Below are 24,480 nucleotides of genomic sequence, written 5' to 3'. Positions count from 1 at the left end.
ATGAGTTTCTTAGCACTAATATCACCTTTGGTTAATGCGGTGGTGTGGGTTCTGCTGTGCTTTGCTTTGCTCGCATGTGGTCGATATTTAAAGCGCTTTAACCCTGCAATGCCAAGCATGTGGTGGGGGCTGTTAATAATCAGTATATTGCCCTTTACTGGATTAGATATATCATCACAGCTCACATCTCTTCCTGACGTTTTATTTGACGTTTCTGAGCAAGCCGAATTGTTCCAACTGCATACCGAGTTGGTGACACAAAGCAGTTATCACACTGACTCAAGCACTATGTTTGCAATATTACTATGTATTTATCTGAGTGTTACCCTAAGGCGCTTGCACCGCTTTTGGCACAATAGAAATAATGTTTTGAGTTTATTAACTACGGGCGAAAAGGTATCAATTGGCACAAAAAATATTGATGCGTTTATGTTACCTATAAACTGTTCTCCATTTGTAACGGGTCTATTTAACAGCAAGCTTGCCTTACCCAAATATTTTTTGACGCTGCCAGAGGAACAAAAACAAGCTTTGCTCAATCATGAGCTTGTTCATCTGGATTATCGGGACCATCAGCTTTCAACCTGTTGGCATATTTTGTCTTGTGTTTTTTGGTTCAATCCCGCATTGGCAAAAATGGAGGTGGAATTAGGTAACGCAATAGAAGCGAGGTGTGACAAATCAACGTTATCCAGATATGGGATCAACCCAAAAGTCTACGCACAAGCCATGATTACAGCACTTAAGTACAATAGCACAAACTATCAAGAGCATTCGAGCGTCGCCTTTGCCTCAAGAGCCATGTCTTTAGCTGATTATAAATTGCGTTTAACTGAGATCATGAGGCCTAAAAAGAGTAGCTCTAGCCGCGTATTGATTGCCCTGACACTATGTGCATTGATTTCTGTGGCGATTGTAAGCCAGTTAAAGTCACTATTTATTGTGCAACAGCCAAACTGGCAGGCACCATTAAAGCATTACTCCATTAGTTCACACTTTAAACATATCAGCGCGTTTCGGCAGAACCGTCCACACAATGGAGTGGACCTTGTTGCGCCTAAAGGGCAAGCAATCTCTTCTGTGGCAACAGGTAAAGTGCTGGTCGCTGATGAGCGTACCTTACCTGCGAATTACGGAAAGGTTGTTTTGATCCAGCATAGTAATGGATACCAAAGCGTATATGCACATTTGGATCAAATTTTGGTGTCAGAGGGGCAGTGGGTTCAAGCTGGAATGCATATAGGAACTTTGGGCGAGACAGGTAAAGTGACTGGGCCACATTTACATCTCGAAATTTTGCTTGATGGTGAGCGTGTCGATCCATTAAAAGTAGTAGAATTGAACTAAGCGATGAAAAAATTTACTTATCTTATTGTTATCATTGCCATGCTTAGTGCTTGTTCCGAGGGAGGCGTATCACAGCATGACACGGCTAAAAAAGTGCCTATTCCTGTCGTTGCAGAGCATACAGCGAAAGCATTACAAAGCGTTGAACCTGATAATCAAGAAAAACGCAAACGGGTGAAAACAACGATAATAACCGTGGCACAAGGACAGTCGTTCATTGGTGTACTTAAGCCGTTTGGTTTTACCGCCAATGATGCTTGGCAAGTGCAAAAACTTGCCCAGCCAGAATTGGACTTAGATCGCATTCAAGTGGGTCAAAAAATCAAAGTAGAGCACACTGGCGAAGCGTTATTGTCTTTAACTCTTGCCACAACTTTTGCAAAGCGTATGAGTATGGAGCGTGTCGCTAAGGGCTGGACAAAACGGGTGTATGAGTTACAGGTTAGAACAGTACCCGCTTTGCGTGCTTTTGACGTGTCGAATAGCATATTTGATGATGCCCAAAATAACGATGTGCCGCTGGATATTATTAATCAAACAATCTTTGCGTTTTCTCACTTCATTGATTTTCAAAGGCAGATCCACAAAGGGGATAGTGTAAGTCTACTGTTTGATGAGCTGATAACACTCTCACCAGATGAATTGCAAGCACAGCAGAGCCTACCAACTCAACTACGTTATGCTAGATTATCCAGTAACGCAGAGCCTATTGAAATCTATCACTTTGAAGATGAGCAAGCACTTGATGGCTTTTACTTCAAAAATGGCAGTCCCACACGGGGGTTTTTGCTAAAAACACCACTAAATGGTGCACGGTTGTCATCAGACTTTGGACGCAGGAAACACCCTATCTTAGGTTATACCCGACTTCATGCAGGTCTAGATTTTGGTGCACCACTTGGTACGCCAATATTTGCGGCAGGTAACGGGATAATTGAAAAAGTGGGTTGGGGAGGTGGATTTGGGAATCGAGTACTGATTCAACACGGACAAGGATACCACACGTTGTATGCACATTTGGATAGGTTTGCAGATGGGTTAAAGCTTGGCGATAAAGTGGCCCAGGGTCAGGTGATTGGATACTTAGGTAATACGGGATTATCACAAGCGCGACACCTTCACTACGAAGTGCACAAACATGGTAGACCAATAAACCCATTGTCACTAAAAAACGTACCTCAGACACCGCTGCAAGGAGCTTTATATGTGAAGTTTCAGGAGCTGATCACAGATGTAGAAGATACAGTGCAAACTACAAGGTTAGCGATGCATTCACAAAGTATGAAAACAATGTAGGCACAAAAAAGTAGCAACCGGTCTAGCATACAACTAATGTGTTTGACCGGCTCTTGGTTTGCAATGCTATAGGATAAATAAAGTTAGCTGCGCGTTACGCAGTCTGTTTGGGCTTGCTCTTCTGGCGCTAAAATTTGCACATGAGAGTGTTCAATATCGCCGATAGTAGGTGTTATCAACGCTTCAAAGTGTTGGGCTGCTTTATGTAGAAGCTGACTTTGTGCCTCTAGCGCTTTAAATTTTCCTTTGTTCTTAGCTGCTAATTGCTCAAGTTCAGCTGATACAGCTTGTTGTTGTGCCAGTAGTGTTTTATCTATGGTTAGCTTGCCATCGGTTACCATATAGGCTTGTTGAGTAATCGTTTGAATTTGATTTCCTAATTTACTCATCTGGGCGCTGACCTTATTCACAGGATACTCCAGTGACTGCATTTTCTTTGACTGTTCTTTCATTGCTAGATAACTGTTTACTTGTTCATCGCTAAGTGGTGCTTCAAGTACTTGTTTACAATGCTGTGTGACCACTACACGGTACCCGTTTTTGTTTGTTGATTGATGACTTTCAAGTTGCTGTGTTTGTGATTGTATCTGCGCGTACGATGCGAATGCACAAGCGCTAGTTATTCCTGTGATGATAATAAAGCGTAAAGGTTTTAACATGGTAATACTCCTGTCTGCATGGGATTAAGGTATATGTCGCAAAAACATTGATGAAGGTTTAAACACATCATTTTTAAATAAGGCATATGAGGTTGTACTGTTCGATTTTTACGATGGTATCGTGCGTAATAATGTGGTTTTATTTTACTAATGGGCTATGTAAACTGACTTTGTTTTCACACTTATCCCTTCATGATTACCCATGATATTGGCCGCGCTAAGCGGCCTTTTTTTTATCTGTTTTCAGTAAATCGAAGCCTATGCTCTGTTGATTCATATCTAAGCCAGCTTATGTGTACTAGGCTATTACTCAATGCAATTATTTTCTGTTAAAGAGAGGTTGATATGAAAGGCAATTTAGTCACTACATTGTTGGGGGCTGTTTTTTTGCTAATGGGTTGTGCCTCATCAGGCGGAAATACTGTCGCTGAAAAGCGTGCAGCAGTTGAAAGTATGCGCAGTGATGTGTTGAGTCAGCTTTATTCTCAAAAACCTGATGTTCAGCAGCAAATTGCAAATGCAGTAGGATATGCTGTTTTTGATAATGCGAATGTTAACGTCATATTTGCCAGTTTTGGTGGCGGCTATGGCGTGGTAGTAAATCGCCAGACTGGTGCTAGAACATATATGAATATGGCAGAAGCAGGCTTGGGGATAGGAATTGGCGCAAAAGATTTTAGCATAGTGATGGTTTTTCATAGCCAATCCGCTTTGGCGCGTTTCATTGAGCATGGCTGGGCATTTGGTGGCAATGCAGATGCAGCAGCCAAACATAAACACCAAGGTGGTGCGGTTGCTGCGGAAGCTGTGGTTGATGATGTAACTGTATATTCGCTAACAGAAACGGGCCTTGCTTTACAGGCTGTGCTTAAAGGAACTAAATTTTGGGTTGATGACGAACTCAATTAAATCGTGAGTACTATATTTACACCCGACAATGGCAACATGTTTAAGTTGCCATTGTTTTATAAATGGGAAACTTGTTTTGTACATATGCGTTATTTTGAAGTAGGGCTTTCTAGGTTTTACTTTGATACTTAGTATATTTTTAGATCTAAATTCACTGTTTTTTTACTTATTTACCCGATTTTTATCTTTTTTATTCCAATTATTAACATATTAATATTGCTCTGTGCGAAATTTACACCTATAGAGGCACGGTTCAGTTCACATGATTGTGAAAAAGCGTGTGTTGTTTTAAGTACGTTACGGTTGGTGTGTGCCAAGCAAGCGACAAGGAGGAAATGTATGTACATGTTTATGGAGAATTTAAGTGTTAAAAACGTTTTTGCACAATTACATACAGATGGAAACACAAATGAGAAAACGTTATTAGAGCGTATTTGGTGTAGCGTATTCGGTGAGAAAAAATTTGTGCATGTAGAAAAGGATATACAAACGCAAAATGAGAATGAGTTTGCTGTTAAAAACGTGACTCAATATCGCTTAAATGGGCGCCAAATATACGTTAAGCACATGTTTGGCGAACTAAAAGGGCAATATATCAAGCCAAAATTATCCAGCGACGATATTAATTTCTTTAGAATTTTGGATGGGCTGTCAACACGGTGCTATGTAATGGTTTACTTTAAAAACAGCATGACAAAGAGCTATGATCAGGTGCTTTTTTTAGATGATTTCGAGGCGATTCAGGGGATTAGTGAAAGTGAAGCAAGCGGACGCTTGGTCAGCTTGCCTCAAGCGGCAGACATTATACGTACGATACTAACCTAGTGATAACGACTCACTAATTTGACGCGTTGCTATTTGCGTTTTAGTCATCAATGTAACTTTCAACAAGCTCAGATAAAGCCTCGTTCCCTCTAATTTTCAGGCTTTGCATTATTTGGGCTTTGACTTTTGGTGGCTTATTCTGACTTAGTTTGAAGTTACCGTGCCACTGCTCTAATGAGATGTTAAAAAATACGATATGGTCGAACAAAGCGTTGAGCTTAGTTTTTTCAAGGGACGAAACTAGCCAAGGCTTTTGGAACTCATGTTCAAAATGGTTGGTGATTTGCGTCATCATTTCAAGCTTTAGCTCATGGTCTGTGATCAATTCAAAGCGTCCTTCGATTTGTACATTAGCATAAAGCCATGAAGGAAGGGCTAAGTCAGTATTATGACTCGGGGAAATGTAATCATCGGGTCCGTGAAATAATAATTTTACGATGATATTGTTTTGCTGTGCTAAAGGGTTATTTTTTGCTACGTGACCAATAAAAACCTCTTTGGCAGCATCAAACACTAAAGGCGTATAGACCACTTCGTTTAGTCCATTTGAATTGTTGCCAAATAGGATAGAAGCCAAAGGTGATTGCTGTAGAAGCGATAAAATACGCTCCAGGTTTTGCTCTTGGAAATATCTAGCTGGGTACATTATAACTGCTCCTCAAGTTTGGCTTTTACTTCAGGCCACTGCTCATCAATAATGCTAAAGCGTGCGCTGTTACGAAAATTACCATCAGCTAGCAACCTGTCTTTGAAGTGAATACCTTCAAAGCGAGCACCAAGTCTTGCTATGGCATTGCGGGATTGCTGATTGCTTTCATGTGTACAAAAAGTGACACGAACTAAGTTGAGCGTTTCAAAGGCGTATTTGAGTAGCAGATATTTACTGTGAGTATTGACGTAACTACGCTGCCAAGGAACCCCAATAAAGGTATGGCCAATCTCTGCGCTGAGGTTATAAGTGTCTAATCTAAACAAACGTGTTGTCCCCACTACTTTATTACCGGCTTGATCGACAATAGCCATGACTAGTTGTTGCTGTGCATCAAATTGAGCAGTTTGCCAGAACCAATCGTTAAGTATTTCAGGTGTTTTACAATAGTTGGTTAAAATCCAGCGCCATAGTCTTGGGTCTTGGCCTGCTTCAAAAAGTTCACCTAAATGTTGTTGCGTTAAGGGTTGTAATGCCACCTTTTGTGTTTTTAAACTGTATTTTTCGAACATACTTCATTCCTGCTTACGGTCTCAATATGGCTACTTTAATCTGGTTTTTGGTTTAACATAAACAACCAGATTTTATTATTTACCTAGACCAGATTGAGGGGTATGCTACTGATAATTGAATCGCTAGGATTACATACAGAATGCACCCAATTGCCTTTCAAGTTAGGGACAGTAATGAAGCGATTTACTTGCAACTTGCCACAGCGCTGAGAGAGGCTATCAAGGCGGGTGAACTGGTGACAGGCTCTAAGTTAAGCTCTGCCCGAGTGATGGCATCAGCTTATCAACTTAATCGCCATACGGTCATGAATGCACTGCAATTGTTAGTAGCTGAAGGCTGGTTGGAAGCAAAGGAAAAATCAGGCTACTTTGTTACTCGTACCTTGCCGATTGATTCGAGCGTGGAGCAAGAAAAGCAACCGAAATACGCCCCTAAACCGCTCACTTTTGCTCATCCAATGAGTGACCCTGTAACCGCCGAACTTGCCCAGTATAAATATAATTTTGCAGGTGGCTTACCCGATATTGAACAGTTTCCGTTTGTTGAATTTAAGCGTGCGATAAGTAATGTGTGTCAAAGAGTCGATGTTAAAAAGTTACATTATGGCGCGGTCGGGGGGGAAACAGAATTAAAATTGCAGATCCAAGCATATCTTAAAAGAGCGCGTAATCTAGATACGCAAGACCTCGTGATCTGTAACGGTTCTCAAGAAGCTTTATTCCTGACAGCAAGGGTATTTATATCACCTGGAGATTATGTTGCCTGCGAAACGCTCGGTTATCCGCCAGCGAGGAAGGCTTTCTCAGCTTGTGGCGCGCGCATTATAGATATCCATCAGGATGAGCAAGGGCTATGTGTTAGGGATCTGGAAGCACAGCTTAAGTGCTATCGCATCAAGTTATTGTATCTCACTCCTTTACACCAGTATCCGACTACGGTGACTTTATCACCCACAAGGCGCTTACAAATATATCAGCTTTGTTACCAGTATGGTGTTGTGATCATTGAAGATGATTATGATCATGAGTTTCATTATCGATGCCAGCCCTTACAACCAATGGCTTCAGATGATCCTGCGGGAATAGTCATTTATATATCCACATTCTCAAAAATAATGTTTGCGGGGGCAAGAGTGGGCTATATCTGTGCTCACACGCAAATACTTGAACAAATACGAGCCCATAAACAGTTAATTAACCATAAGAATGATGTGCTGACCCAGCTTGGCGTTGCCTATTGGATGCAAACAGGTCAATTTGAGCGACATCTAAAGCGTATGACAAAGTTGTACAAAGCTAGGGGGAAAGCAATGGCTGAAGAGCTACTAGGCTATCAAAAGCAGGGTTTGCCCTTACGTTTTGTGTATCCAGATGGAGGTATGGCGATGTGGGTAGATTGTGGCACTAATGTGTATGGCATTAAAGCCTCTGCAAGTAAGAACGGTGTTTATTTACAAACCCAAGACGAGTTTTACTATTCTAACAGTGAGCGCTCGTTATTACCGAGCGCTGCTGACATCACTCATATCCGGCTGGGGTTCGCGGGCCAAAATACAGCGAATATGAGTCAAGGATTAAAGCAATTGATGTTGCTTATTCACCCTCACTATCTGAGCTGAGAGTCGACAAACTCACTTTGCCAAACTTACCGTACGTGATGACAAAAACCTTATCAAATTCGTCTTCAGCAATGCTTACCTGTTGATTGCTAAGCAGCTCTACCAACTGGGGCGTGGTGTTACTATGACCAACAATAGCGACATTTTCTGCTAGTTCTAAGATCTGCTCTGAAAAAACCTTTAAATTTTGTGGGTCATAGCTGGTTACATCTAGTTCAAAATGCTTAGCCAGTGGTGCAATGGTTTGTTGTGTTCGGTGATAATCGGTACTAAACGCATGTTTTATGGCTCGATCACCAAACATTGATGCAAGATGTTGAGCTCGTTGCTGACCTTTTTCTGTCAGTTCAGGATTATCTCCTTGTGCTTTTTCAGCATGGCGAAACAGAATGATTTGCTCAGGCAGTGCCTGAGCTGCACTACTTAATAGTAGTAATGGAAATAACAGACTTTTGATCTTCATAATTTTCATTGTTCACATCGAAAAAATGGATGAAAACTGTAACAAAGCTCAGCAGGCTGAGCAATGCCCCCCATACCTAAATTTAGCTTCTTTTATACAGCACTTACGGACGCCTATTTTGGTGTCCGTAGCGGACACTTTTTGTGTCCGTGGACACATCTATCTTTCAGTAGTGAATTGTAATGTATTGTTTTTAATGGATTTGTGTTTCTGGCATGTAAATCGAATAGTGAGTAACAGTGCAGTGATTAAGGGGTAGGTATGTTGATATATGTCTTTTTCTTATTGTCACCAAGTATCGTTTTGTTGGGTGCCTGGTTGATTACCCTATTTGAAACAAAAATCAGTCATTGAGGCTAATTATGATTAAAGATACCAGTGGACAGGATCAGGTAGTTGAAAAAAATAAACGCTTTGGCAAACCTCTCTTGGCGGCTGTAACTATGGTTGTGACGGTCGCAGCGTCAGCCAGTCTTATGCATGGGCCTTCAAGCGCAGAATTGTCGGTGCAAAAGGATGAATTAAAAATCGCCAAAGTAGAGCGTGGGGATTTTGTTAGAGATATAGCTACAACTGGGCGGATTGTTGCCGCGAATGCACCTCGCATATACGCAACAGAGCAAGGCGTGATCACGTTACTTGTTAAAGCGGGAGATAAAGTTACACAGGATCAACCTGTGGCAACAGTTGATAGCCCAGAGCTACAAAATGCCCTACAGCAGCAAAATTCAGAGTTACAGCGCTTATATGGTGAGTTGGAGCGTAAAAAGCTCGAAGCAAGAAGGCAAACTTTGAGTCTCAATAAAACGTTGGACTTGGCACAGGTAGAGCTCAGTGCTGCGATGCGTGAAAACCGGCGAGCACAGCTCTCAATTGAAAAGAGCCTAATAAGTCAAATTGATTTGGAAAAGGCAGTTGATGACCTAGCTCGCGCGAAGTTGAACTTTAAACATGCGCAAAAAGAAGTGGCGCTTGCCAAAGATACATTGGCATTTGAGTTAAAATCGGCACAAAGCACGGTGTCTCGTCAGCAATTGGTCGTTGATGAACTACAGCGCAAAGTGGACAACCTCGATATTACGGCCAGTGTATCTGGGATTGTGGGCAATATGCTGGTCCAGCCACAAGCCTTGGTAGCAAAGAATCAAGCTGTAATGACGTTAGTTGATTTGAGCGCATTTGAAGCTGAGCTACAAGTGAGTGAAAGCTATGCCAATGAATTGGGACTAGGCATGCAGGTGGTGCTCAAAATAGGTAGTCATGAAGTGACGGGTGAGCTCAGTGCGATATCACCAGAGGTAAACCAACGAGAAGTAACGACTCGAGTTAGATTCACTCAACAAGGCTTGAGTGGTATTAGACAAAATCAACGCATATCAGCGCGTATCTTACTGGAAAACAAATCTGATGTTTTGATGGTCAAGCGTGGTGCCTTTATGCAAGAGGGAGGAGCTGTGGCGTATCGAGTTTCAGACGGCCAAGCGCAAAGAGTAGATATAGCAACCGGTGCAATGAGCATTTCAAAGGTGGAAGTGTTAAGTGGCCTACAAGAGAACGATCAAATAGTGATCTCTAGTTACACACCGTTTAAACGTGCTGAACGTGTTATGTTGCGCTGAGCAATGCATGTTAGGCCAAACATATTGAAAGGAACAAAATTATGTTAACAATGAATAAAATAAACAAAATATATCAAACAGATATGGTGCAAACACATGCATTGAGAGACTTTGACCTACAAGTTAATGAAGGTGAGTTTATTGCTGTAACAGGTCCATCAGGCTCGGGCAAAACGACCTTTTTGAATATTGCAGGCATGCTTGAACCATTTTCTTCTGGCCAGTATCTGTTGGATGGTGTTGATGTTGGTCGCTTGAATGATAATCAATGTGCAGACCTTAGGAACCAAAAAATTGGTTATATATTTCAGGGTTTTAACCTTATTCCAGATTTAAATCTATATGAAAATATTGAAGTGCCATTGCGCTACAGAGGCATTAAGGCGGCGGAGCGTAAGCGCCGTGTTGAGCAGCGTTTAGAGCAAGTGGGTTTGGCCAGTCGCGCGAAGCATTTGCCGCAGCAATTATCAGGTGGTCAGCAGCAGCGTGTTGCCATAGCTCGGGCTTTAGCAGGGGAGCCAAGATTTCTATTGGCCGATGAGCCGACGGGGAACCTTGATAGCCTCATGGCGCGTCAGGTAATGGAATTACTTGAGCAAATCAATCGTGAAGGCGCAACGATTGTGATGGTGACTCACGATTCAGAGCTTGCGCGCAGAGCACCGCGCAATATTCAAGTGGTGGATGGACAATTGGCAGATTTTACCCTTTATCAAGGTAATCCTGCCGCAGCAGTGGGAGCGTAACGATGCTTTTTCATTACTTAGATTTGAGCTGGCGCAGTTTTAAACGCACCCCTACGGTGAGTGTACTTATGGTGCTGGCCATCGCGATAGGAATAGGCGTTACAATGACGAGTCTGTCAGTGTATTACATGATGGCGAAAGACCCAATTCCTAGTAAAAGCAAGCAGCTACACCATGTGCAACTGCAAACGATGGATGATGGTAACACTTACTGGTCAAAGGATGACGTACCTTTTCAGGTCACTTATCAGGATGCGATGAATTTACTCAATGCTAACTTACCCTATGAACGCACTGCGATGTACAAATCTGGGTTTTCCGTGCATCTGGACAATGATCAGATAAAGCCATTCAAAGAGCCAACTCGTTTGGCTTCAAAAGATATTTTTCAGATGTTTAACTTGCAGTTTTTGTATGGCGGCGCTTGGACACAACAGCAGCAGGATGACGTCGCGCCCGTAGTGGTAATTTCTAAGCGTATCAACGATAAGCTGTTTAATGGTGAAAACTCAGTAGGGCGCACCCTCTACCTAGATGATATGAGAGTACAAGTCGTTGGTATTATCGAAGATTGGGATATATCTGTGAAATTCTATGACCTCAACAATGGCTCATTTAAACCGTCGGAGGGCATTTTTATGCCAATTACCATGGGACTGGCCAATGAAATTTTTACCTGGGGCAACACCAATGGTTGGAAGAATGAAAGTGACAGAACATTTTCGGATTTACTCGTTTCTGAGAGTCTGTGGTTACAGTTTTGGGTTGAGCTTGAGAATGCGCAAGAAAAAGCCGATTTTGAGCAGTTTTTAATGAATTACATGATTCAGCAGCAAAGTTTGGGGCGCTTCAACCGCGATAAATTATCCGCCAATGTATTTAACGTGATGGAGTTGATGGAGTATCGAGGCGTGGTCAAAGAAGACAACAAAATAATGGTGACGCTGAGTTTTATGTTCTTAGCAGTCTGTGTGGCGAATATTCTGTCGTTGTTGCTGGCTAAGTTTTTACGTCGAGCGCCAGAGGTTGGCGTGCGCAGAGCGCTAGGCGCATCGAAATGGCAGGTGTTTTATCAGCATCTAGTCGAAGTGTCTCTACTTGGTTTGTTTGGCGGGCTATTGGGGATTGTGATTGCACAGTTAGGTCTTTGGGGCGTGAGAGCCAGTAATGGGTCGTACAATACGATTGCTAATATGGATTTAAACATGCTGCTTGCCGCCCCTTCCATTGCGATTGTCGCGTGTATTATAGCGGGTTTATATCCAGCTTGGCTGGTATGTAGAACAACCCCTGCTGTGTACTTAAAAACCCAATAAGGAGCGTTGTTATGTCAGAACTTAAACCAATATTTAATGCCCTGCGTCGCTCAAAAGTCGGGGCCATACTGTTACTGCTACAGATAGCGATTACAACTGCAATTGTGAGTAACTCAACCTTTATTATTAATGAGAAAATTGCCTATTTAGATCAGCCAACAGGTTATTCAGAGCAGGATATTTTTAGCTTTGAGGTAATGTCTTTTGGCAAAGATACCAACTTTAAATTGCAAGCTGAACTGGATGAACAAGCCTTAAGGCAAATACCTGGCGTTGTGGATGCAGTGATGATTGATTCTGTACCACTGAGTGGCAGCGGTTTTGCGAGCACTTTTCGTCTGCGCCCAACTGGTGAGAAAAGCAAGGGGGTAAATGCTAGTATGTTTCAAGGTGATGAACATGTTTTAAATACCTTTGGTGTAAAGGTGCTAGAGGGCAGAAATTTTTATCAATCTGAAATTATGGTTACGGATAACTATGAGCAATACCCAAATATTGCACTGATCACCAAGGTTATGGCTGATACCTTGTTTCCAGATGGAGACGCCCTTGGCAAATCAATCTATCGGGGGGATTTTCCACTAAAAATCATTGGTATTACCGATATGATGAAAGGCCCGTGGTTAAGTTCAGAACGAAAAGATCGTTCTGTAATTCTGCCCTTTGTTATGGCACGAAAACTCACACAGTTTATGGTGCGTACTGAACCTGGTAGACGTACAGAAGTGATGCAACAAATCGAACCGCTTATGTTGCAACTCGATAGCAAGCGTGTAGTTGAGAATATACAGGGCTTAGAGCAAGTAAAAGATGGCTTTGTTGCTCCAGATAAGCTGACCATGCGTATGCTGTTGGTCATGGTGGTGGTACTGACTTTGATCACCGCGTTGGGCATTTTTGGTTTAACCATGTTTAATATCAATAAACGTACCAAACAGGTGGGCACTCGACGGGCGCTTGGTGCGCGTAAATCGCATATTATTAACTACTTCCTAGTAGAAAGCGTGATGATATGTATCGGTGGTTTAGTATTGGGTGCCGTGCTTGCTGTTTTACTTGGGCAACAGCTAATGCAACATTACTCCATTGCTAAGCTCCCCTTGTTATATGTTGGTTTAACCGCACTTGGTGTATTGCTCATAAGTGTGTGTTCGGTCATCGGCCCAGCACAACGTGCGGCAAATATTTCCCCAAGCGTGGCCACACGAACCATCTAACTGATTTTCAACCATTTGTGCTACACTGCCTTTGGTGTAGCACATTGAAGTATAAATAATAATATGGAAAAGATACTCATCGTTGACGACAATGTTGCCATTTTGGAAGCATTGTCTTTATTGCTGGAAATTCACGGCTACAGTGCAGTACCTGCGCAGACGACTTTTGAAGCTGAACAAATTGTGCGCTATCAGCACATCAGCTTGGTCTTGCAAGATATGAACTTTTCCAGTGATACCACCTCCGGTGAAGAAGGTAAAACGCTGTTTTATCGTCTTAGGGAGATCAACCCTCATTTACCCATCATCTTAATTACAGCATGGACGGAATTAGAAACCGCTATTGAGTTGGTTAAGGCAGGCGCTGCTGATTACGTTGGCAAACCTTGGGATGATCAAAAGTTACTCACCAGTATTGGCAATCTGATTGAACTGGGTAAAACGCGTCAAAGCAATGCAAAATTTGAACGCCAACAGCAAGAGCGTAACGCATCCAAGCAAGATGCAGATTTAGCGGGATTGGTATACGCCAGCACTGCCATGGAGCGCATTGTTGATATGGCGTTACAGCTAGCTAAATCTGATGTTTCAGTGCTGATTACGGGCCCCAATGGCAGTGGCAAAGAACGTATTGCAGAGATCATTGTTGCCAACTCACCATTAAAAAATAAGCCCTTTATTAAGGTCAATGCAGGCGCGTTGCCTCATGACTTAATAGAAGCCGAATTGTTTGGTGCCGAAGCGGGTGCGTATACTGGTGCGAATAAGCAGCGCATGGGACGTTTTGAAGCTGCCGATGGGGGGACTTTATTTCTAGATGAGATTGGTAACTTACCGCTATCGGGTCAAATGAAATTGCTACGTGTATTGCAAACCGGTGAGTTTGAACGTTTGGGCTCAGTGCAAACTCGCAAAGTCAATGTTCGTGTTATCTCCGCTACGAACTCTAATTTAATGCAAGACATTCAAGCTGGCCGCTTTCGCGAGGATCTCTACTATCGACTCAATGTGATCGAATTAAAACTGCCTCCATTGGCGCAGCGTCCAGACGACATTATTCCTTTGGTCAATCACTTTTTACCTGAGCGAACTGTATCACATACCGCGCAGCGCGCTTTGCAGGCCTATAGTTGGCCAGGAAATGTACGTGAACTAGAAAATGCCTGTAAGCGGGCGGGGGTACTCAAGCGTGAAGGTGAATTGCATGAGCAAGATTTTGTGCTTGATTATGCTGCTAACGCTGCGTCTGGAGGTGTCTTGACAACCAAACGTGAACCCTCCAAAGCAGAGCTAGAAAGTGCTATGCATACTCATCAAGGGGTGATAGCAAAAGTAGCGCGCCATTTTGGCCTAACACGGCAAGCTCTTTACCGACGTTTGCAAAAATTCGATATAGAGTATTAGCATGCAAATACAAAAGCCGTGGTTATCTTTGGTAGGTAAAATAAAGCTCACTGTAATGTCAGTGATAACAGTGTGCTTGTTGGCGGTTTTTATCGTTATGCAAATTCCTTGGAGCCAAGGGGGGGCTATTTTGGGGGGGGCTTTAATACTCTCTGCTTTAGTTACTTCCTTGATATGTGCGCCAATTGAAAAAGGTTTGGATGCGCTGGAGCTTGGTTTACAAAATTTCAAAGATGGCGAGTTTTCTAACCAGTTAGCCTATCATCGTGATGATCAGCTTGGCTGGTTATGTACTTTGTACAACCAAACAGCTGAACAACTACGTAAAGAAAAACAATGGATCCATCAAAGGGAGCTAATGCTCGATAAGGTACTCGAAAGCTCTCCTCAGGCATTGTTATTGATAAACAGTAATAATGTGGTGGTGTTTAGCAACTTAAGTGCTCGCAATCTGGTGTCATCGAAAACGCGCATAGAAGGTATGAGTTTGTCACAAGCATTTGAAAATGCCCCAACAGAGCTACAGCAGGCGATTCAGCTTGGTCAAGATGGTTTGTTTAACATACTCAGTACAGCAGAAGAAACACAAACTTGGCATTTGGCGACAGGGCAGTTTCTACTTAATAATCAGCATCATAAGCTATTTATATTAAAGCAATTAACACGTGAGCTAAACCGTCAGGAAGTGGCGGTTTGGAAAAAAGTGATCCGTATTATCAGTCACGAACTAAATAACTCGCTCGGCCCTATGTCATCCATGTTACACAGCGGACAAATATTGTCACAGAGACTCGATGAGCCGAGATTACAGCGAGTGTTCGCTACAATTGAAGAGCGTATAAAACATTTAACGGCGTTTGTACAAGGATATGGTAAGTTCGCTAAGTTACCGCCGCCCAAATTTGAGTTGGTGGACTGGCGTAGCCTGATCGATGAACTTGCACAGCAATGGCAGTTTATTGCACCTAATAGTTATCCATCAACGCCGTGTTACGCAGACAACATGCAGCTGCAACAATTGCTTATTAACTTACTTAAAAACGCTCATGAATCAGGCTCTAATGCAGATCAAATACATTTAGCAATAGAGGCACAGGAGCAGGGGATTATGGTGAGCATTACCGACAGTGGGCAAGGTATGAGTGAGCAAGTAATGGCGAATGCACTGATACCATTTTACTCAACTAAAGCGACAGGAAGTGGTTTAGGCTTGGCTTTATGTCGAGAAATTGTAGAAGCGCACCACGGTTACTTAAGCTTACACAATATTTATCGCAAAGCAGCGGTGGCGGGGCTACAGGTCAAGGTATTCTTACCTTGTACGCACCAGCCAGCACAGCAAAGTGATGACTAAGTCGGTTTAGTCGCGGGTTGCTAATCTAGCAGTTTGTGCATGATATAACTGTCAATATAACCCAAGTTCGGGTGTTTATAGGCTTTAGGAATGGTGCCGATGATTTCGTAGCCCAACTTCTTCCAAAGCCTGATAGCTCCTTCATTAGAACTGACCACGCTATTAAACTGCATAGCCTTAAAGCCTAGCTTTTTAGCAACTTGTTGTGAATGCTCGCAGAGCGTTTTCGCGATTCCCTGTCCACGAGCAGCTTCACTGACCATATAACCGCAGTTACAAATATGGCTACTTGGGCCCATGGCATTGGCTTTGAGGTAATAGGTGCCCAATACTTCGCCGTCTGCTTTGAAGGCGAACGCTTTGAGTGGTGTTTGGCACCACAATTGGTATGCTTGCTCCAATGTCATGTCAGGGTTAAACGCATAGGTTTGTTGTGCTTTTATAACGGACTCAAAGGTTGGCCAAAATAAAGCAAAATCTTGTTTTGTCATTTCTGTGATCATGGGTTTACCTTTCAACTACATGGGCATGCCCAGTGCTTAGCGACGTTCTATTTCAGAGAGTTCGTTGGGCTCACCATCTTGCGTGGATGTAGTGCTATCTTGCTTGGGTTGAGCGTTAGTTTTTTGCTCACTCAAAGGGTTACAGTTTTTATTCTTCTCCTGCCAATGTACCACGTTTTGAATGAGTACTATACTCCCTGAGACCACCAGACTTGCAGCACTGACAACGCCGGCTCCTACTAGGTACATACCACATTTTGACCCACTACAACTTGCCAGGCGCGTCGTATTTTCACTATCTAGCACCGCTTTTTTTGCGTAGATTTGACACCGCTCATGAAAATATGAGACTTCTTTTGGCACGAATACGCAGCCAGAAGTTAAAGTTACTACGGTGACACATAAGAGTATCCGTTTCATATCATGCTCCATGCACATTTTACTTGGGGAGCATGATATGTTTGTTAGGCAAGATGTTAAAGTAAAAAAGTGTAGCGTTTTTAGGTGCTAATATTATTGAGGAGGGTCGATGTTGCCACCGACACTGGTATTGACTCTAAACCAGCCTGCAATCGAATAACGTGCTTTTTTGGCAGGTAATACTTCGTGTGGAAACTCCTCACTTAGAAAGGTAACTAAAGTGCCATAATTAGGAGTCACAATTTGTAATATCTCATCACTATTGTTTGGATCGTATATTACCAGTTCGCCACCATCACCTTCTTGCCAGTTAGGATTTAAATATAATACGGTTGAGAGAACTCGGTTTGCTTCACCTTTAAATGCATCCAGATGCTTTTTGTAAAACGCACCTGATTCGTAGTGAGCAAAGTGGCATTCGTAGCTAAACAGCCCTAAAAACAGGCGACGATTCAAATAGACTTTCAAGTCTTGCATATAGCTCAAAAACAGCGATTCATGAGTGTCGCTGGTCTCTAACCAATGGATTTTGTCGCGGCGAACTTGCTCATTTTTCATGTGCTCTTCTTGGCGACCAATACCGGCTCTATGAAAGTCTCGTTGTGATAAAATATCGAGTCTTTCAGTCAACGCCAAAAGGGCGGGTTCTTGTAAATCTAAACTCTGAATACTGACACCATGAACCTGAAGGTCCAGTGCGATTTGCTCAAATAAATTGGTTGATGTTGCCAAAGGAGTCGCTCTCAAAAACGGGGCGGTATATTTACCATAAGACCCCGCATGTGGCGAGAAAAATAAACGGTTATTTAGGTTCTTTTTTGAAGTTCATTAATTAACTGGTCACAAGCGTTCTCAATGAGGTCTAGTACCATTTCAAAACCATCGCCACTGCCATAGTATGGATCAGGGACCTCGCCGGATTCTCCGTCAGAAAAATCCAGAAATAACATTATCTTATGTTGGTGTTGTGTAGGGCAAAGCGCCATTAAGTCAGCTAGGTTGGCTTTATCCGCGGCTAGGATCAAATCAAAATCAGTGAAATCTTGGGGTTTGACTTGTCTGGCCGTCATACCGCTAAAGTTATATCCACGCTTTTCCCCCGCAGCAACACTACGTTTGTCGGGAGGATTACCCTGATGGTAGGCAATGGTGCCAGCCGAATCGACAGTAATATCTAGCTGTGCTTGTGTAAGTTTGTGTTTGAGCACCGCTTCACCAGTAGGAGAGCGGCAAATGTTACCCATGCAAACCACGAGTATCTTCTTTACTGCGCCAGATAAAACGGATTTATTCATAGGTGATGCCCCTTAATTGCTCAAATCATTTATTTTTTAGCAATCTAACATACTCAAATGATAAATACATAATGACGCTTAAGATTTGAATAACGACATACATGTATTACACCTCTTGCCAACTGCAAGTTATGTCGGGCGAGTTTGTGAGCGTTTCATTTTAATATGGGAGGTCTGCAATTTTTCAGACTTTTTTAAAAAAGGAATAAGTGATGAAACTAAAACTCAATAAAAAGAAAATTAAAAACTTGTCGAATGACTCACATAAATTACAACAGGAAATGACACCACAGGTTGCTGGTGGTATTTATTACAGTCGAGCAGGTCAATTTGGTTGTGGTAGTTGGATGTTCTGTGAGCTGCCTACAGAAGCAAAAAATAAAATGTAGGATGTTGACGTTGGCTGGCGCGTAAGCCAGCCATTTAACACCGTTGCTCACGGTTTTTTCAGGCTATTAAGCTCTTGTTGCAACTAAAATGTACCAGCAAGTATTGGTTGCACTCCTTCCCCATTTATCAGGTAAACTATAATTTCAGGCCTCAGCACAGTCAGAGTACTGTTTTGAAGATTGATAAAAATAGCAAATTAAACCATGTTGTGGGTAACTTTTGATACCCGCTTTTAGGTCAGGAATAACCTACTACAATGACATTGACAACAAGGGATCTCACCCAAACGAAACAGTGGTTAACTCAAGTTCAACGCAGTGATATATCAGACATCATAGCGGCAAGCTTTGCCAACATTGCGCCTGAGCAATATCTTGCCAAATATTTTGATAGCGACGAGCCATTTGAGCGCAAACTGCGTTTATATTATGTCGATAATAAACTAGTTGGATACTGTTTATTGACCTTCAGTCATGAGCTTGATATCACTGTTATTGGCGCATCTGCTGCGTTTTTACCTCACTACCGTAACGGTGGTAATACATTTGTATTTTCAATTGTGCATAGCGTTCTTTGTTGGCTGAAAAAGCCTTGGCGCAAGCATTATTATGCCGATACCATGCTCAGCCCCGCGATGTATCGCGCGATTGCCAAGAAAACAGCCATAATTTGGCCACACTTTGCGCATCAAGCCCCAATCGGGATATTTGAGCAATTTAACTCAGGCGGTGAGGTAAGTGGTGCTAACATGCTGCGTTGTTTGGTGTCAGTCAACAGAGTGAGCAATTATTCGCAACAGGAATTAGAAACGCTTAAAAATAGCGATAAGGCTGAGATCAAATACTACTGCCAAGTGAACCCCGAATTTCACAAGGGCAAAGCGCTGTTTGTGATAATTCCTGTTCATTTGACACAGGTGCTGAAAACCTTGTGGAAGAATTTGCGTAACTAGAGCACTTACAAAAATATACATAAAACCGATTCTCGCTAAACGCGCGATACGCTATGGTGGTGCCATTAAATAATAAAAGGACATGGTTGTGGCGATATTAAAACGGTTACTGTTTGGTGTATTGATATTTAACCTAGTTGGTTGTGACAGCAATGATGGTTTACCTCAGCAGGCAGACCCCGACTTTATTCCCAAAAATACCACTGTTACCTTTAATGATGAACAAAGCCCCGTGGTGGTACTTGACCAAGCTCACTATAACTTTCATACCGCAACGGGACGTTACAAGCCTTTTGTACAGGTTTTGAAAAGCGACGGTTACACACTTAAGCAGGGTAAAAAAGCCTTTACCTCTGACAGTTTAAAAGATGTTGATGTGCTGGTCATAGCCAATGCACTGCACAAAGATAATAGTCGTAACTGGGATGGCCCATTTCACAGCGCGTTTACGCAAAAAGAAGTAGATACTTTACAGCTGTGGGTGAAGCAAGGTGGCGCTTTGTTGCTAATTGCTGACCATATACCCTTTCCCAAAGCGATTGAACCACTGGCGCAGGCCTTTGGGTTTGAGTTTGTTAACGGCCATGTACAGGAAGTCACCTATAACACCGATAACCAATTGCTAAAAAGTCACGAGATCACCGATGGACCTGTGGCATCAAAACAAATAAGCCAAGTCAGGACCTTGGGTGGCGATGCGTTCAAAGCACCTGATAAAGCAGTGTCTTTGTTACAACTGCCTCAAGGTGCGTGGGCGTTGGTGCCAGACAAACCGTTCGTTATCAATCAAGATACCAAAAAGCAGGCGATCGGCGGCTGGTCTCAGGGCGCGGTATTAGAACTTGGCAAAGGTCGAGTTGCGGTATTCGCAGAAGCGGCGATGTTTACCTCGCAAGTCTATTTACCAACCGGTAAAAAAATGGGGGTTGTATCTCCAGAAGCTGAGCAAAATGAGCAGTTTTTACTGAATGTGATGCACTGGTTGTCTGGTACGCGCTAGCATTTACCAGTAAATCTATTATCTAGGCTGATATGTATCCCTATCAGCTTCATACCGATTCAATCTTGGGCTTCTAACAACGCTGAAACTCCCTTTTCAGACATCACCGGTGTATTCTAGGAAGGAGGCTGAACCTGTTAATTTTGACAGTTGTCAAGGCCCTTTACATACTAAGAAAATAACGCGTTAAAGCCTCAGGCGGGAGATTTCGTGTTTGAATGGCTAATAATAAACGACAGGCAAAATATGTATTTGAGTGTTATATCTGGTGCATAGATAATAATTACGTTAAATTTACTGAGCTTTTATCAACTTATTTGCGAAATAAAGCCAATTAGATAAGGATCTTCAATGCGTACTTTTTTGTTGCTTGTTTTTTTGTTGTTGCTCTCACTCCCAGAAAAAGGCATGGCAAATAACCCTGTGGTGCAGCAATCAAGCGCTACATCAACACCCATAAATTTAACTTCAGCACAAACCGAAGTACTGCGAGAGCAACTGGTTGAGGTGCGTATTCAACTAGGGCGGCTTGATGAACAACTCAAGTTGCAACAAATACAAGGGAGTGATGTAAAAGCTTTGCAAAGCGCTCAGCAAGGTTTAAAAACGCAACTGGCCAATCTACAAACTCAGTTTACCGAGCAAGAGAAAAACCATAATACCCGCATCAATGGCTTTGATAGCAGAACGTCGGATTTAAAAGATTCGATTAGTTGGTGGTTTTCGCTGCTAGCTCTGTTTATCACCCTTATTGGTGTTGTGGTATACAAACAAAGTAAAAAAGAAGCGCTGAACGTTGCCGAAGAGAAAATGGATACGTTTATTGAAAAGCACACTGAGCAAATAATAGATAAAGCTAAGAATGTGGTAGAAGCGCGGTTAAAGAAGGCTGACTTGTCGGTTGCAGAACTTAAGGAATATATTGAAGAAGCACGTCAACTTATTCAAGCAAAACAGCAGGAAATAGATGAAGCGTTTGAAAACGTGCAGCAATCTATTGTAGAGAAAACGGAGCCAGACCCTGAGTCGTTGCGCATCATTGAGCGCAGTACTCGAACAGTGAGTAAAGAGCAGGCAACCGTCAAAGAGTTATTTAAGCTTGCCTCGGTAAGTTATGGTAAGAAAGACTACCAACAAGCCTTAGAGCTATTTAACAAAGCAATTGCAGCTGCAAAGAATCAAGATGTTGACGATGTATTGTTTGCCAGAGTGTTACTAAATAAAGCATTTACCCTTCATAAACTTAAAAAGCCTGAAAATGAAATAGAAACCTATAACACATTAATTTCACGCTTTAAATCTTCAAAAAGTGCTAGCACCGATGAACTTGTTTCCATCGCCATGTTTAATAAAGGTGTGACGTTGGGTGAGCTAAAGCTATCGGCGGAAGCTATTGACACTTATCAGCAGCTTATTACCCGTTTTGAAAATTCAAACAACGAAGAAGTCCTGCAACAAGTTGCTATGGCCATGTTTAATAAAGGGGTCGCTCAGGGACAGCTCGAAATGCATGAACGGGAAATGGACACTTATGATGCACTCATCACCCGTTTTGAAAATTCAGACGATGAAGAAATCCTGCAACGCGTTGCTATGGCCATGTTTAATAAAGGAGTCGCTCAGGGACAGCTCGAAATGCATGAGCAGGCAATCGACACTTATGATGCACTCATCACCCGTTTTGACAATTCAGACAATGAAGAAATCCTGCAACGCGTTGCTATGGCCATGTTAAACAAAGGAATAACTCAAGGTCAGCGCGAAATACATAAACAGGAAATGGAAACTTATGATGCACTTATCACCCGTTTTGACAATTCAGACAATGAAGAAATCCTGCAACAAATTGCTATGGCCATGTTAAACAAAGGAATAACTCAAGGTCAGCTCGAAATGCATGAACGGGAAATGGAAACTTATGATGCACTCATCACCCGTTTTGGAAATTCAAACAACGAAGACATTCAACTACGTGTCGTGAAGGCTATGTGTAATAAAGGAGTTGCTCAGGGACGGCTCAATATGCATGAGCAAGAAATCGACACTTATGAGCAGCTTATTAGCCGTTTTGACAATTCAGACAATGAAGAAATCCTGCAACGCGTTGCTATGGCCATGTTAAACAAAGGAATAACTCAAGGTCAGCGCGAAATGCATGAGCAGGCAATCGACACTTATGATGCACTCATCACCCGTTTTGAAAGTTCAGACGATGAAGAAGTCTTACAACGCGTTGCTATGGCCATGTTTAATAAAGGAATAACTCAAGGTCAGCTCGAAATGCATGAGCAGGCAATCGACACTTATGATGCACTCATCACCCGTTTTGAAAGTTCAGACGATGAAGAAGTCTTACAACGCGTTGCTATGGCCATGTTTAATAAAGGAATAACTCAAGGTCAGCTCGAAATGCATGAGCAAAAAATCGACACTTATGATGCACTCATCACCCGTTTTGACAATTCAGACAATGAAGAAGTCTTACAACGCGTTGCTATGGCCATGTTAAACAAAGGCATAACTCAAGGTCAGCTCAAAATGCATGAGCAAGAAATCGACACTTATGAGCAGCTTATTAGCCGTTTTGACAATTCAGACAATGAAGAAATCCTGCAACGCGTTGCTATGGCCATGTTAAATAAAGGCATAACTCAAGGTCAGCTCGAAATGTATGAGCAGGCAATCGACACTTATGAGCAGCTTATTAGCCGTTTTGGAAATTCAAACAACAAAGAAGTCCTGCATCAAGTTGCTATGGCCATGTTTAATAAAGGAGTCGCTCAGGGACGGCTCAAAATGCATGAGCAGGCAATCGACACTTATGGCGCACTTATTACCCGTTTTGACAATTCAGACAATGAAGAAATCCTGCATCAAACTGCTATGGCCATGTTAAACAAAGGTATAACTCAAGGTCAGCTCGAAATGCATGAGCAGGCAATCGACACTTATGAGCAACTTATTACCCGTTTTGACAATTCAGACAACAAAGAAATCCTGCAACAAACTGCTATGGCCATGTTAAACAAAGGCATAACTCAAGGTCAGCTCGAAATGCATGAGCAGGCAATCGACACTTATGATGCACTTATCACCCGTTTTGACAATTCAGACAACAAAGAAGTCCTGCAACAAACTGCTATGGCCATGTTAAATAAAGGCATAACTCAAGGTCAGCTCAAAATGCATGAGCAAGAAATCGACACTTATGAGCAGCTTATTAGCCGTTTTGACAATTCAGACAATGAAGAAATCCTGCAACGCGTTGCTATGGCCATGTTAAACAAAGGAGTTGCTCAAGGTCAGCTCGAAATGCATGAGCAAGAAATCGACACTTATGATGCCCTCATCACCCGTTTTGAAAGTTCAGACAATGAAGAAATTAAACTGCGAGTTGCTTCAGCGAAGTCGAATAAAGGGGTGGCACTGGGACGGCTTGGGAAGCTGGATGCAGCAATTCAGAGTTTTGATTTGCTATTTGCTCAGTATAAAGATTCGCAAAACGAGCAGATAAAAAGCGTGTTAGCTAATGTGCTAGCCAATGCGGCCGAAATGGCACTATTACATGAGCCGCCTGAACAGGTGCGTGAGCGTATTGAGCGAGCACAGCATTATATCACGAACAAACAGCATTTAGCCGTTTTGGCATTTATTCAATATCTACTAGATGATGTATCCATTGCAAGTGTTTTTACCGCTATTACTGCTACCCCTACAGATGCTGAACTTACTTGGCAGTTTGCTGAAATTCGCACTTATCTTGAACAATTTGAAGGTGAAAAACAGAGCCATATTCAGGCAGTGGTGGCGTTTTTTGAACAGCACCAAGACGTTAAAACCTTGGCTGCTGCACTTGGGCTGGGTGATAGCGATGATGCTGCGTAAGTAGGGTGGCGCAAAAGCGCTACCCATTAACGTGATGAGC

Annotated in this window: 23 protein-coding genes; 15 read left to right on the top strand and 8 right to left on the bottom strand. The window is 42.4% G+C overall.

The window, feature by feature from the left end; all coding sequences use genetic code 11:
* The gene (locus BIW53_RS16030; protein WP_070993036.1) at positions 1 to 1,347 is read left to right on the top strand and encodes a M23/M56 family metallopeptidase; all 1,347 of its coding nucleotides are present in this window, start codon (positions 1 to 3) and stop codon (positions 1,345 to 1,347) included.
* A gap of 3 nt (positions 1,348 to 1,350) precedes the next feature.
* Positions 1,351 to 2,643 (top strand): M23 family metallopeptidase, encoded by a 1,293-nt coding sequence (locus tag BIW53_RS16025; RefSeq protein ID WP_070993035.1) that lies wholly within the window; start codon positions 1,351 to 1,353, stop codon positions 2,641 to 2,643.
* 83 nt (positions 2,644 to 2,726) lie between these two features.
* Here BIW53_RS16025 and BIW53_RS16020 read toward each other — a convergent pair whose 3' ends face one another.
* Complete coding sequence (locus BIW53_RS16020; protein ID WP_070993034.1) at positions 2,727 to 3,302, bottom strand: hypothetical protein; 576 nt, start codon at positions 3,300 to 3,302, stop codon at positions 2,727 to 2,729.
* A 345-nt stretch (positions 3,303 to 3,647) separates the two neighbouring features.
* Between BIW53_RS16020 and BIW53_RS16015 the strand changes: the two genes are divergently transcribed.
* Positions 3,648 to 4,211 carry a lipid-binding SYLF domain-containing protein gene (locus BIW53_RS16015; RefSeq protein ID WP_070993033.1) on the top strand — a complete coding sequence of 188 codons (564 nt, stop codon included), beginning with the start codon at positions 3,648 to 3,650 and terminating at the stop codon, positions 4,209 to 4,211.
* A gap of 339 nt (positions 4,212 to 4,550) precedes the next feature.
* Positions 4,551 to 5,036 carry a hypothetical protein gene (locus tag BIW53_RS16010; protein ID WP_084228198.1) on the top strand — a complete coding sequence of 162 codons (486 nt, stop codon included), beginning with the start codon at positions 4,551 to 4,553 and terminating at the stop codon, positions 5,034 to 5,036.
* A gap of 40 nt (positions 5,037 to 5,076) precedes the next feature.
* Here BIW53_RS16010 and BIW53_RS16005 read toward each other — a convergent pair whose 3' ends face one another.
* Positions 5,077 to 5,682, bottom strand: coding sequence for an FMN-binding negative transcriptional regulator (locus BIW53_RS16005; protein WP_070993032.1), 606 nt, complete (start codon positions 5,680 to 5,682; stop codon positions 5,077 to 5,079).
* Positions 5,682 to 6,257: a GNAT family N-acetyltransferase gene (locus tag BIW53_RS16000; protein WP_070993031.1), complete on the bottom strand. Its 576-nt coding sequence runs from the start codon at positions 6,255 to 6,257 to the stop codon at positions 5,682 to 5,684. The genes BIW53_RS16005 and BIW53_RS16000 overlap by 1 nt, the downstream gene beginning before the upstream one ends.
* A gap of 140 nt (positions 6,258 to 6,397) precedes the next feature.
* Between BIW53_RS16000 and pdxR the strand changes: the two genes are divergently transcribed.
* On the top strand, positions 6,398 to 7,876 hold the full coding sequence (pdxR, locus tag BIW53_RS15995; protein ID WP_070993030.1) for a MocR-like pyridoxine biosynthesis transcription factor PdxR: 1,479 nt from the start codon (positions 6,398 to 6,400) through the stop codon (positions 7,874 to 7,876).
* Here the strand turns inward: pdxR and BIW53_RS15990 are convergent.
* Positions 7,851 to 8,339 carry a SixA phosphatase family protein gene (locus BIW53_RS15990; protein ID WP_070993029.1) on the bottom strand — a complete coding sequence of 163 codons (489 nt, stop codon included), beginning with the start codon at positions 8,337 to 8,339 and terminating at the stop codon, positions 7,851 to 7,853. The genes pdxR and BIW53_RS15990 overlap by 26 nt on opposite strands.
* A 362-nt stretch (positions 8,340 to 8,701) precedes the next feature.
* Here BIW53_RS15990 and BIW53_RS15985 point away from each other — a divergent pair, with 362 nt between their 5' ends.
* The 6 genes from BIW53_RS15985 (at position 8,702) to BIW53_RS15960 (ending at position 15,995) form a co-directional block, all read left to right on the top strand.
* Positions 8,702 to 9,958: an efflux RND transporter periplasmic adaptor subunit gene (locus BIW53_RS15985; RefSeq protein WP_070993028.1), complete on the top strand. Its 1,257-nt coding sequence runs from the start codon at positions 8,702 to 8,704 to the stop codon at positions 9,956 to 9,958.
* Between the two features lie 41 nt (positions 9,959 to 9,999).
* Positions 10,000 to 10,704 carry an ABC transporter ATP-binding protein gene (locus BIW53_RS15980; protein ID WP_070993027.1) on the top strand — a complete coding sequence of 235 codons (705 nt, stop codon included), beginning with the start codon at positions 10,000 to 10,002 and terminating at the stop codon, positions 10,702 to 10,704.
* 2 nt (positions 10,705 to 10,706) lie between these two features.
* Complete coding sequence (locus tag BIW53_RS15975) at positions 10,707 to 12,020, top strand: ABC transporter permease (protein ID WP_070993026.1); 1,314 nt, start codon at positions 10,707 to 10,709, stop codon at positions 12,018 to 12,020.
* An 11-nt stretch (positions 12,021 to 12,031) separates the two neighbouring features.
* Positions 12,032 to 13,237 carry an ABC transporter permease gene (locus BIW53_RS15970; protein WP_070993025.1) on the top strand — a complete coding sequence of 402 codons (1,206 nt, stop codon included), beginning with the start codon at positions 12,032 to 12,034 and terminating at the stop codon, positions 13,235 to 13,237.
* A 63-nt stretch (positions 13,238 to 13,300) separates the two neighbouring features.
* Positions 13,301 to 14,641 carry a sigma-54-dependent transcriptional regulator gene (locus tag BIW53_RS15965; RefSeq protein WP_070993024.1) on the top strand — a complete coding sequence of 447 codons (1,341 nt, stop codon included), beginning with the start codon at positions 13,301 to 13,303 and terminating at the stop codon, positions 14,639 to 14,641.
* A gap of 1 nt (position 14,642) precedes the next feature.
* Complete coding sequence (locus BIW53_RS15960; RefSeq protein ID WP_070993023.1) at positions 14,643 to 15,995, top strand: sensor histidine kinase; 1,353 nt, start codon at positions 14,643 to 14,645, stop codon at positions 15,993 to 15,995.
* Between the two features lie 20 nt (positions 15,996 to 16,015).
* Here BIW53_RS15960 and BIW53_RS15955 read toward each other — a convergent pair whose 3' ends face one another.
* From BIW53_RS15955 to BIW53_RS15940, 4 genes are all read right to left on the bottom strand, one after another.
* Positions 16,016 to 16,498: a GNAT family N-acetyltransferase gene (locus BIW53_RS15955; RefSeq protein WP_070993022.1), complete on the bottom strand. Its 483-nt coding sequence runs from the start codon at positions 16,496 to 16,498 to the stop codon at positions 16,016 to 16,018.
* A 36-nt stretch (positions 16,499 to 16,534) separates the two neighbouring features.
* The gene (locus BIW53_RS15950) at positions 16,535 to 16,918 is read right to left on the bottom strand and encodes a hypothetical protein (RefSeq protein ID WP_070993021.1); all 384 of its coding nucleotides are present in this window, start codon (positions 16,916 to 16,918) and stop codon (positions 16,535 to 16,537) included.
* A gap of 93 nt (positions 16,919 to 17,011) precedes the next feature.
* Positions 17,012 to 17,650, bottom strand: coding sequence for a 2OG-Fe(II) oxygenase (locus BIW53_RS15945; protein ID WP_070993020.1), 639 nt, complete (start codon positions 17,648 to 17,650; stop codon positions 17,012 to 17,014).
* A gap of 74 nt (positions 17,651 to 17,724) precedes the next feature.
* Entirely contained in the window at positions 17,725 to 18,213 is a 489-nt protein-coding gene (locus BIW53_RS15940) for a low molecular weight protein-tyrosine-phosphatase (RefSeq protein ID WP_070993019.1), read from the bottom strand.
* Positions 18,214 to 18,425: 212 nt separating this feature from the next.
* Between BIW53_RS15940 and BIW53_RS20975 the strand changes: the two genes are divergently transcribed.
* From BIW53_RS20975 to BIW53_RS15925, 4 genes are all read left to right on the top strand, one after another.
* A complete protein-coding gene (locus BIW53_RS20975; RefSeq protein ID WP_158678281.1) occupies positions 18,426 to 18,602 on the top strand; it encodes a hypothetical protein in 177 nt (58 codons plus the stop codon).
* 257 nt (positions 18,603 to 18,859) lie between these two features.
* Positions 18,860 to 19,555, top strand: a complete 696-nt coding sequence (locus tag BIW53_RS15935) for a hypothetical protein (RefSeq protein ID WP_070993018.1) — start codon at positions 18,860 to 18,862, stop codon at positions 19,553 to 19,555.
* 88 nt (positions 19,556 to 19,643) lie between these two features.
* On the top strand, positions 19,644 to 20,555 hold the full coding sequence (locus BIW53_RS15930; protein WP_139158868.1) for a DUF4350 domain-containing protein: 912 nt from the start codon (positions 19,644 to 19,646) through the stop codon (positions 20,553 to 20,555).
* Positions 20,556 to 20,906: 351 nt separating this feature from the next.
* Positions 20,907 to 24,440: a tetratricopeptide repeat protein gene (locus BIW53_RS15925; protein ID WP_070993016.1), complete on the top strand. Its 3,534-nt coding sequence runs from the start codon at positions 20,907 to 20,909 to the stop codon at positions 24,438 to 24,440.
* Positions 24,441 to 24,480: the final 40 nt, after the last annotated feature.

This window comes from Pseudoalteromonas byunsanensis (assembly GCF_001854475.1).
GTDB lineage: Bacteria > Pseudomonadota > Gammaproteobacteria > Enterobacterales > Alteromonadaceae > Pseudoalteromonas > Pseudoalteromonas byunsanensis.
This window is presented reverse-complemented; position numbering and strand designations above follow the sequence as displayed.

Excerpts from the sequence above, each read along its gene's own strand:
- BIW53_RS15965 (WP_070993024.1), top strand. The coding sequence starts at position 13,301 with ATGGAAAAGATACTCATCGTTGACGACAATGTTGCCATTTTGGAAGCA.
- BIW53_RS16005 (WP_070993032.1), bottom strand. The coding sequence starts at position 5,682 with ATGTACCCAGCTAGATATTTCCAAGAGCAAAACCTGGAGCGTATTTTA.
- BIW53_RS16010 (WP_084228198.1), top strand. The coding sequence starts at position 4,551 with ATGTACATGTTTATGGAGAATTTAAGTGTTAAAAACGTTTTTGCACAA.
- BIW53_RS15925 (WP_070993016.1), top strand. The coding sequence starts at position 20,907 with ATGCGTACTTTTTTGTTGCTTGTTTTTTTGTTGTTGCTCTCACTCCCA.
- BIW53_RS15975 (WP_070993026.1), top strand. The coding sequence starts at position 10,707 with ATGCTTTTTCATTACTTAGATTTGAGCTGGCGCAGTTTTAAACGCACC.
- BIW53_RS15950 (WP_070993021.1), bottom strand. The coding sequence starts at position 16,918 with ATGAAACGGATACTCTTATGTGTCACCGTAGTAACTTTAACTTCTGGC.
- BIW53_RS16020 (WP_070993034.1), bottom strand. The coding sequence starts at position 3,302 with ATGTTAAAACCTTTACGCTTTATTATCATCACAGGAATAACTAGCGCT.
- BIW53_RS20975 (WP_158678281.1), top strand. The coding sequence starts at position 18,426 with ATGAAACTAAAACTCAATAAAAAGAAAATTAAAAACTTGTCGAATGAC.
- BIW53_RS16025 (WP_070993035.1), top strand. The coding sequence starts at position 1,351 with ATGAAAAAATTTACTTATCTTATTGTTATCATTGCCATGCTTAGTGCT.
- BIW53_RS15940 (WP_070993019.1), bottom strand. The coding sequence starts at position 18,213 with ATGAATAAATCCGTTTTATCTGGCGCAGTAAAGAAGATACTCGTGGTT.
- BIW53_RS16015 (WP_070993033.1), top strand. The coding sequence starts at position 3,648 with ATGAAAGGCAATTTAGTCACTACATTGTTGGGGGCTGTTTTTTTGCTA.
- BIW53_RS15985 (WP_070993028.1), top strand. The coding sequence starts at position 8,702 with ATGATTAAAGATACCAGTGGACAGGATCAGGTAGTTGAAAAAAATAAA.
- BIW53_RS16030 (WP_070993036.1), top strand. The coding sequence starts at position 1 with ATGAGTTTCTTAGCACTAATATCACCTTTGGTTAATGCGGTGGTGTGG.
- BIW53_RS16000 (WP_070993031.1), bottom strand. The coding sequence starts at position 6,257 with ATGTTCGAAAAATACAGTTTAAAAACACAAAAGGTGGCATTACAACCC.
- BIW53_RS15980 (WP_070993027.1), top strand. The coding sequence starts at position 10,000 with ATGTTAACAATGAATAAAATAAACAAAATATATCAAACAGATATGGTG.
- BIW53_RS15935 (WP_070993018.1), top strand. The coding sequence starts at position 18,860 with ATGACATTGACAACAAGGGATCTCACCCAAACGAAACAGTGGTTAACT.
- BIW53_RS15960 (WP_070993023.1), top strand. The coding sequence starts at position 14,643 with ATGCAAATACAAAAGCCGTGGTTATCTTTGGTAGGTAAAATAAAGCTC.
- BIW53_RS15970 (WP_070993025.1), top strand. The coding sequence starts at position 12,032 with ATGTCAGAACTTAAACCAATATTTAATGCCCTGCGTCGCTCAAAAGTC.
- pdxR (WP_070993030.1), top strand. The coding sequence starts at position 6,398 with ATGCACCCAATTGCCTTTCAAGTTAGGGACAGTAATGAAGCGATTTAC.
- BIW53_RS15955 (WP_070993022.1), bottom strand. The coding sequence starts at position 16,498 with ATGATCACAGAAATGACAAAACAAGATTTTGCTTTATTTTGGCCAACC.
- BIW53_RS15990 (WP_070993029.1), bottom strand. The coding sequence starts at position 8,339 with ATGAAGATCAAAAGTCTGTTATTTCCATTACTACTATTAAGTAGTGCA.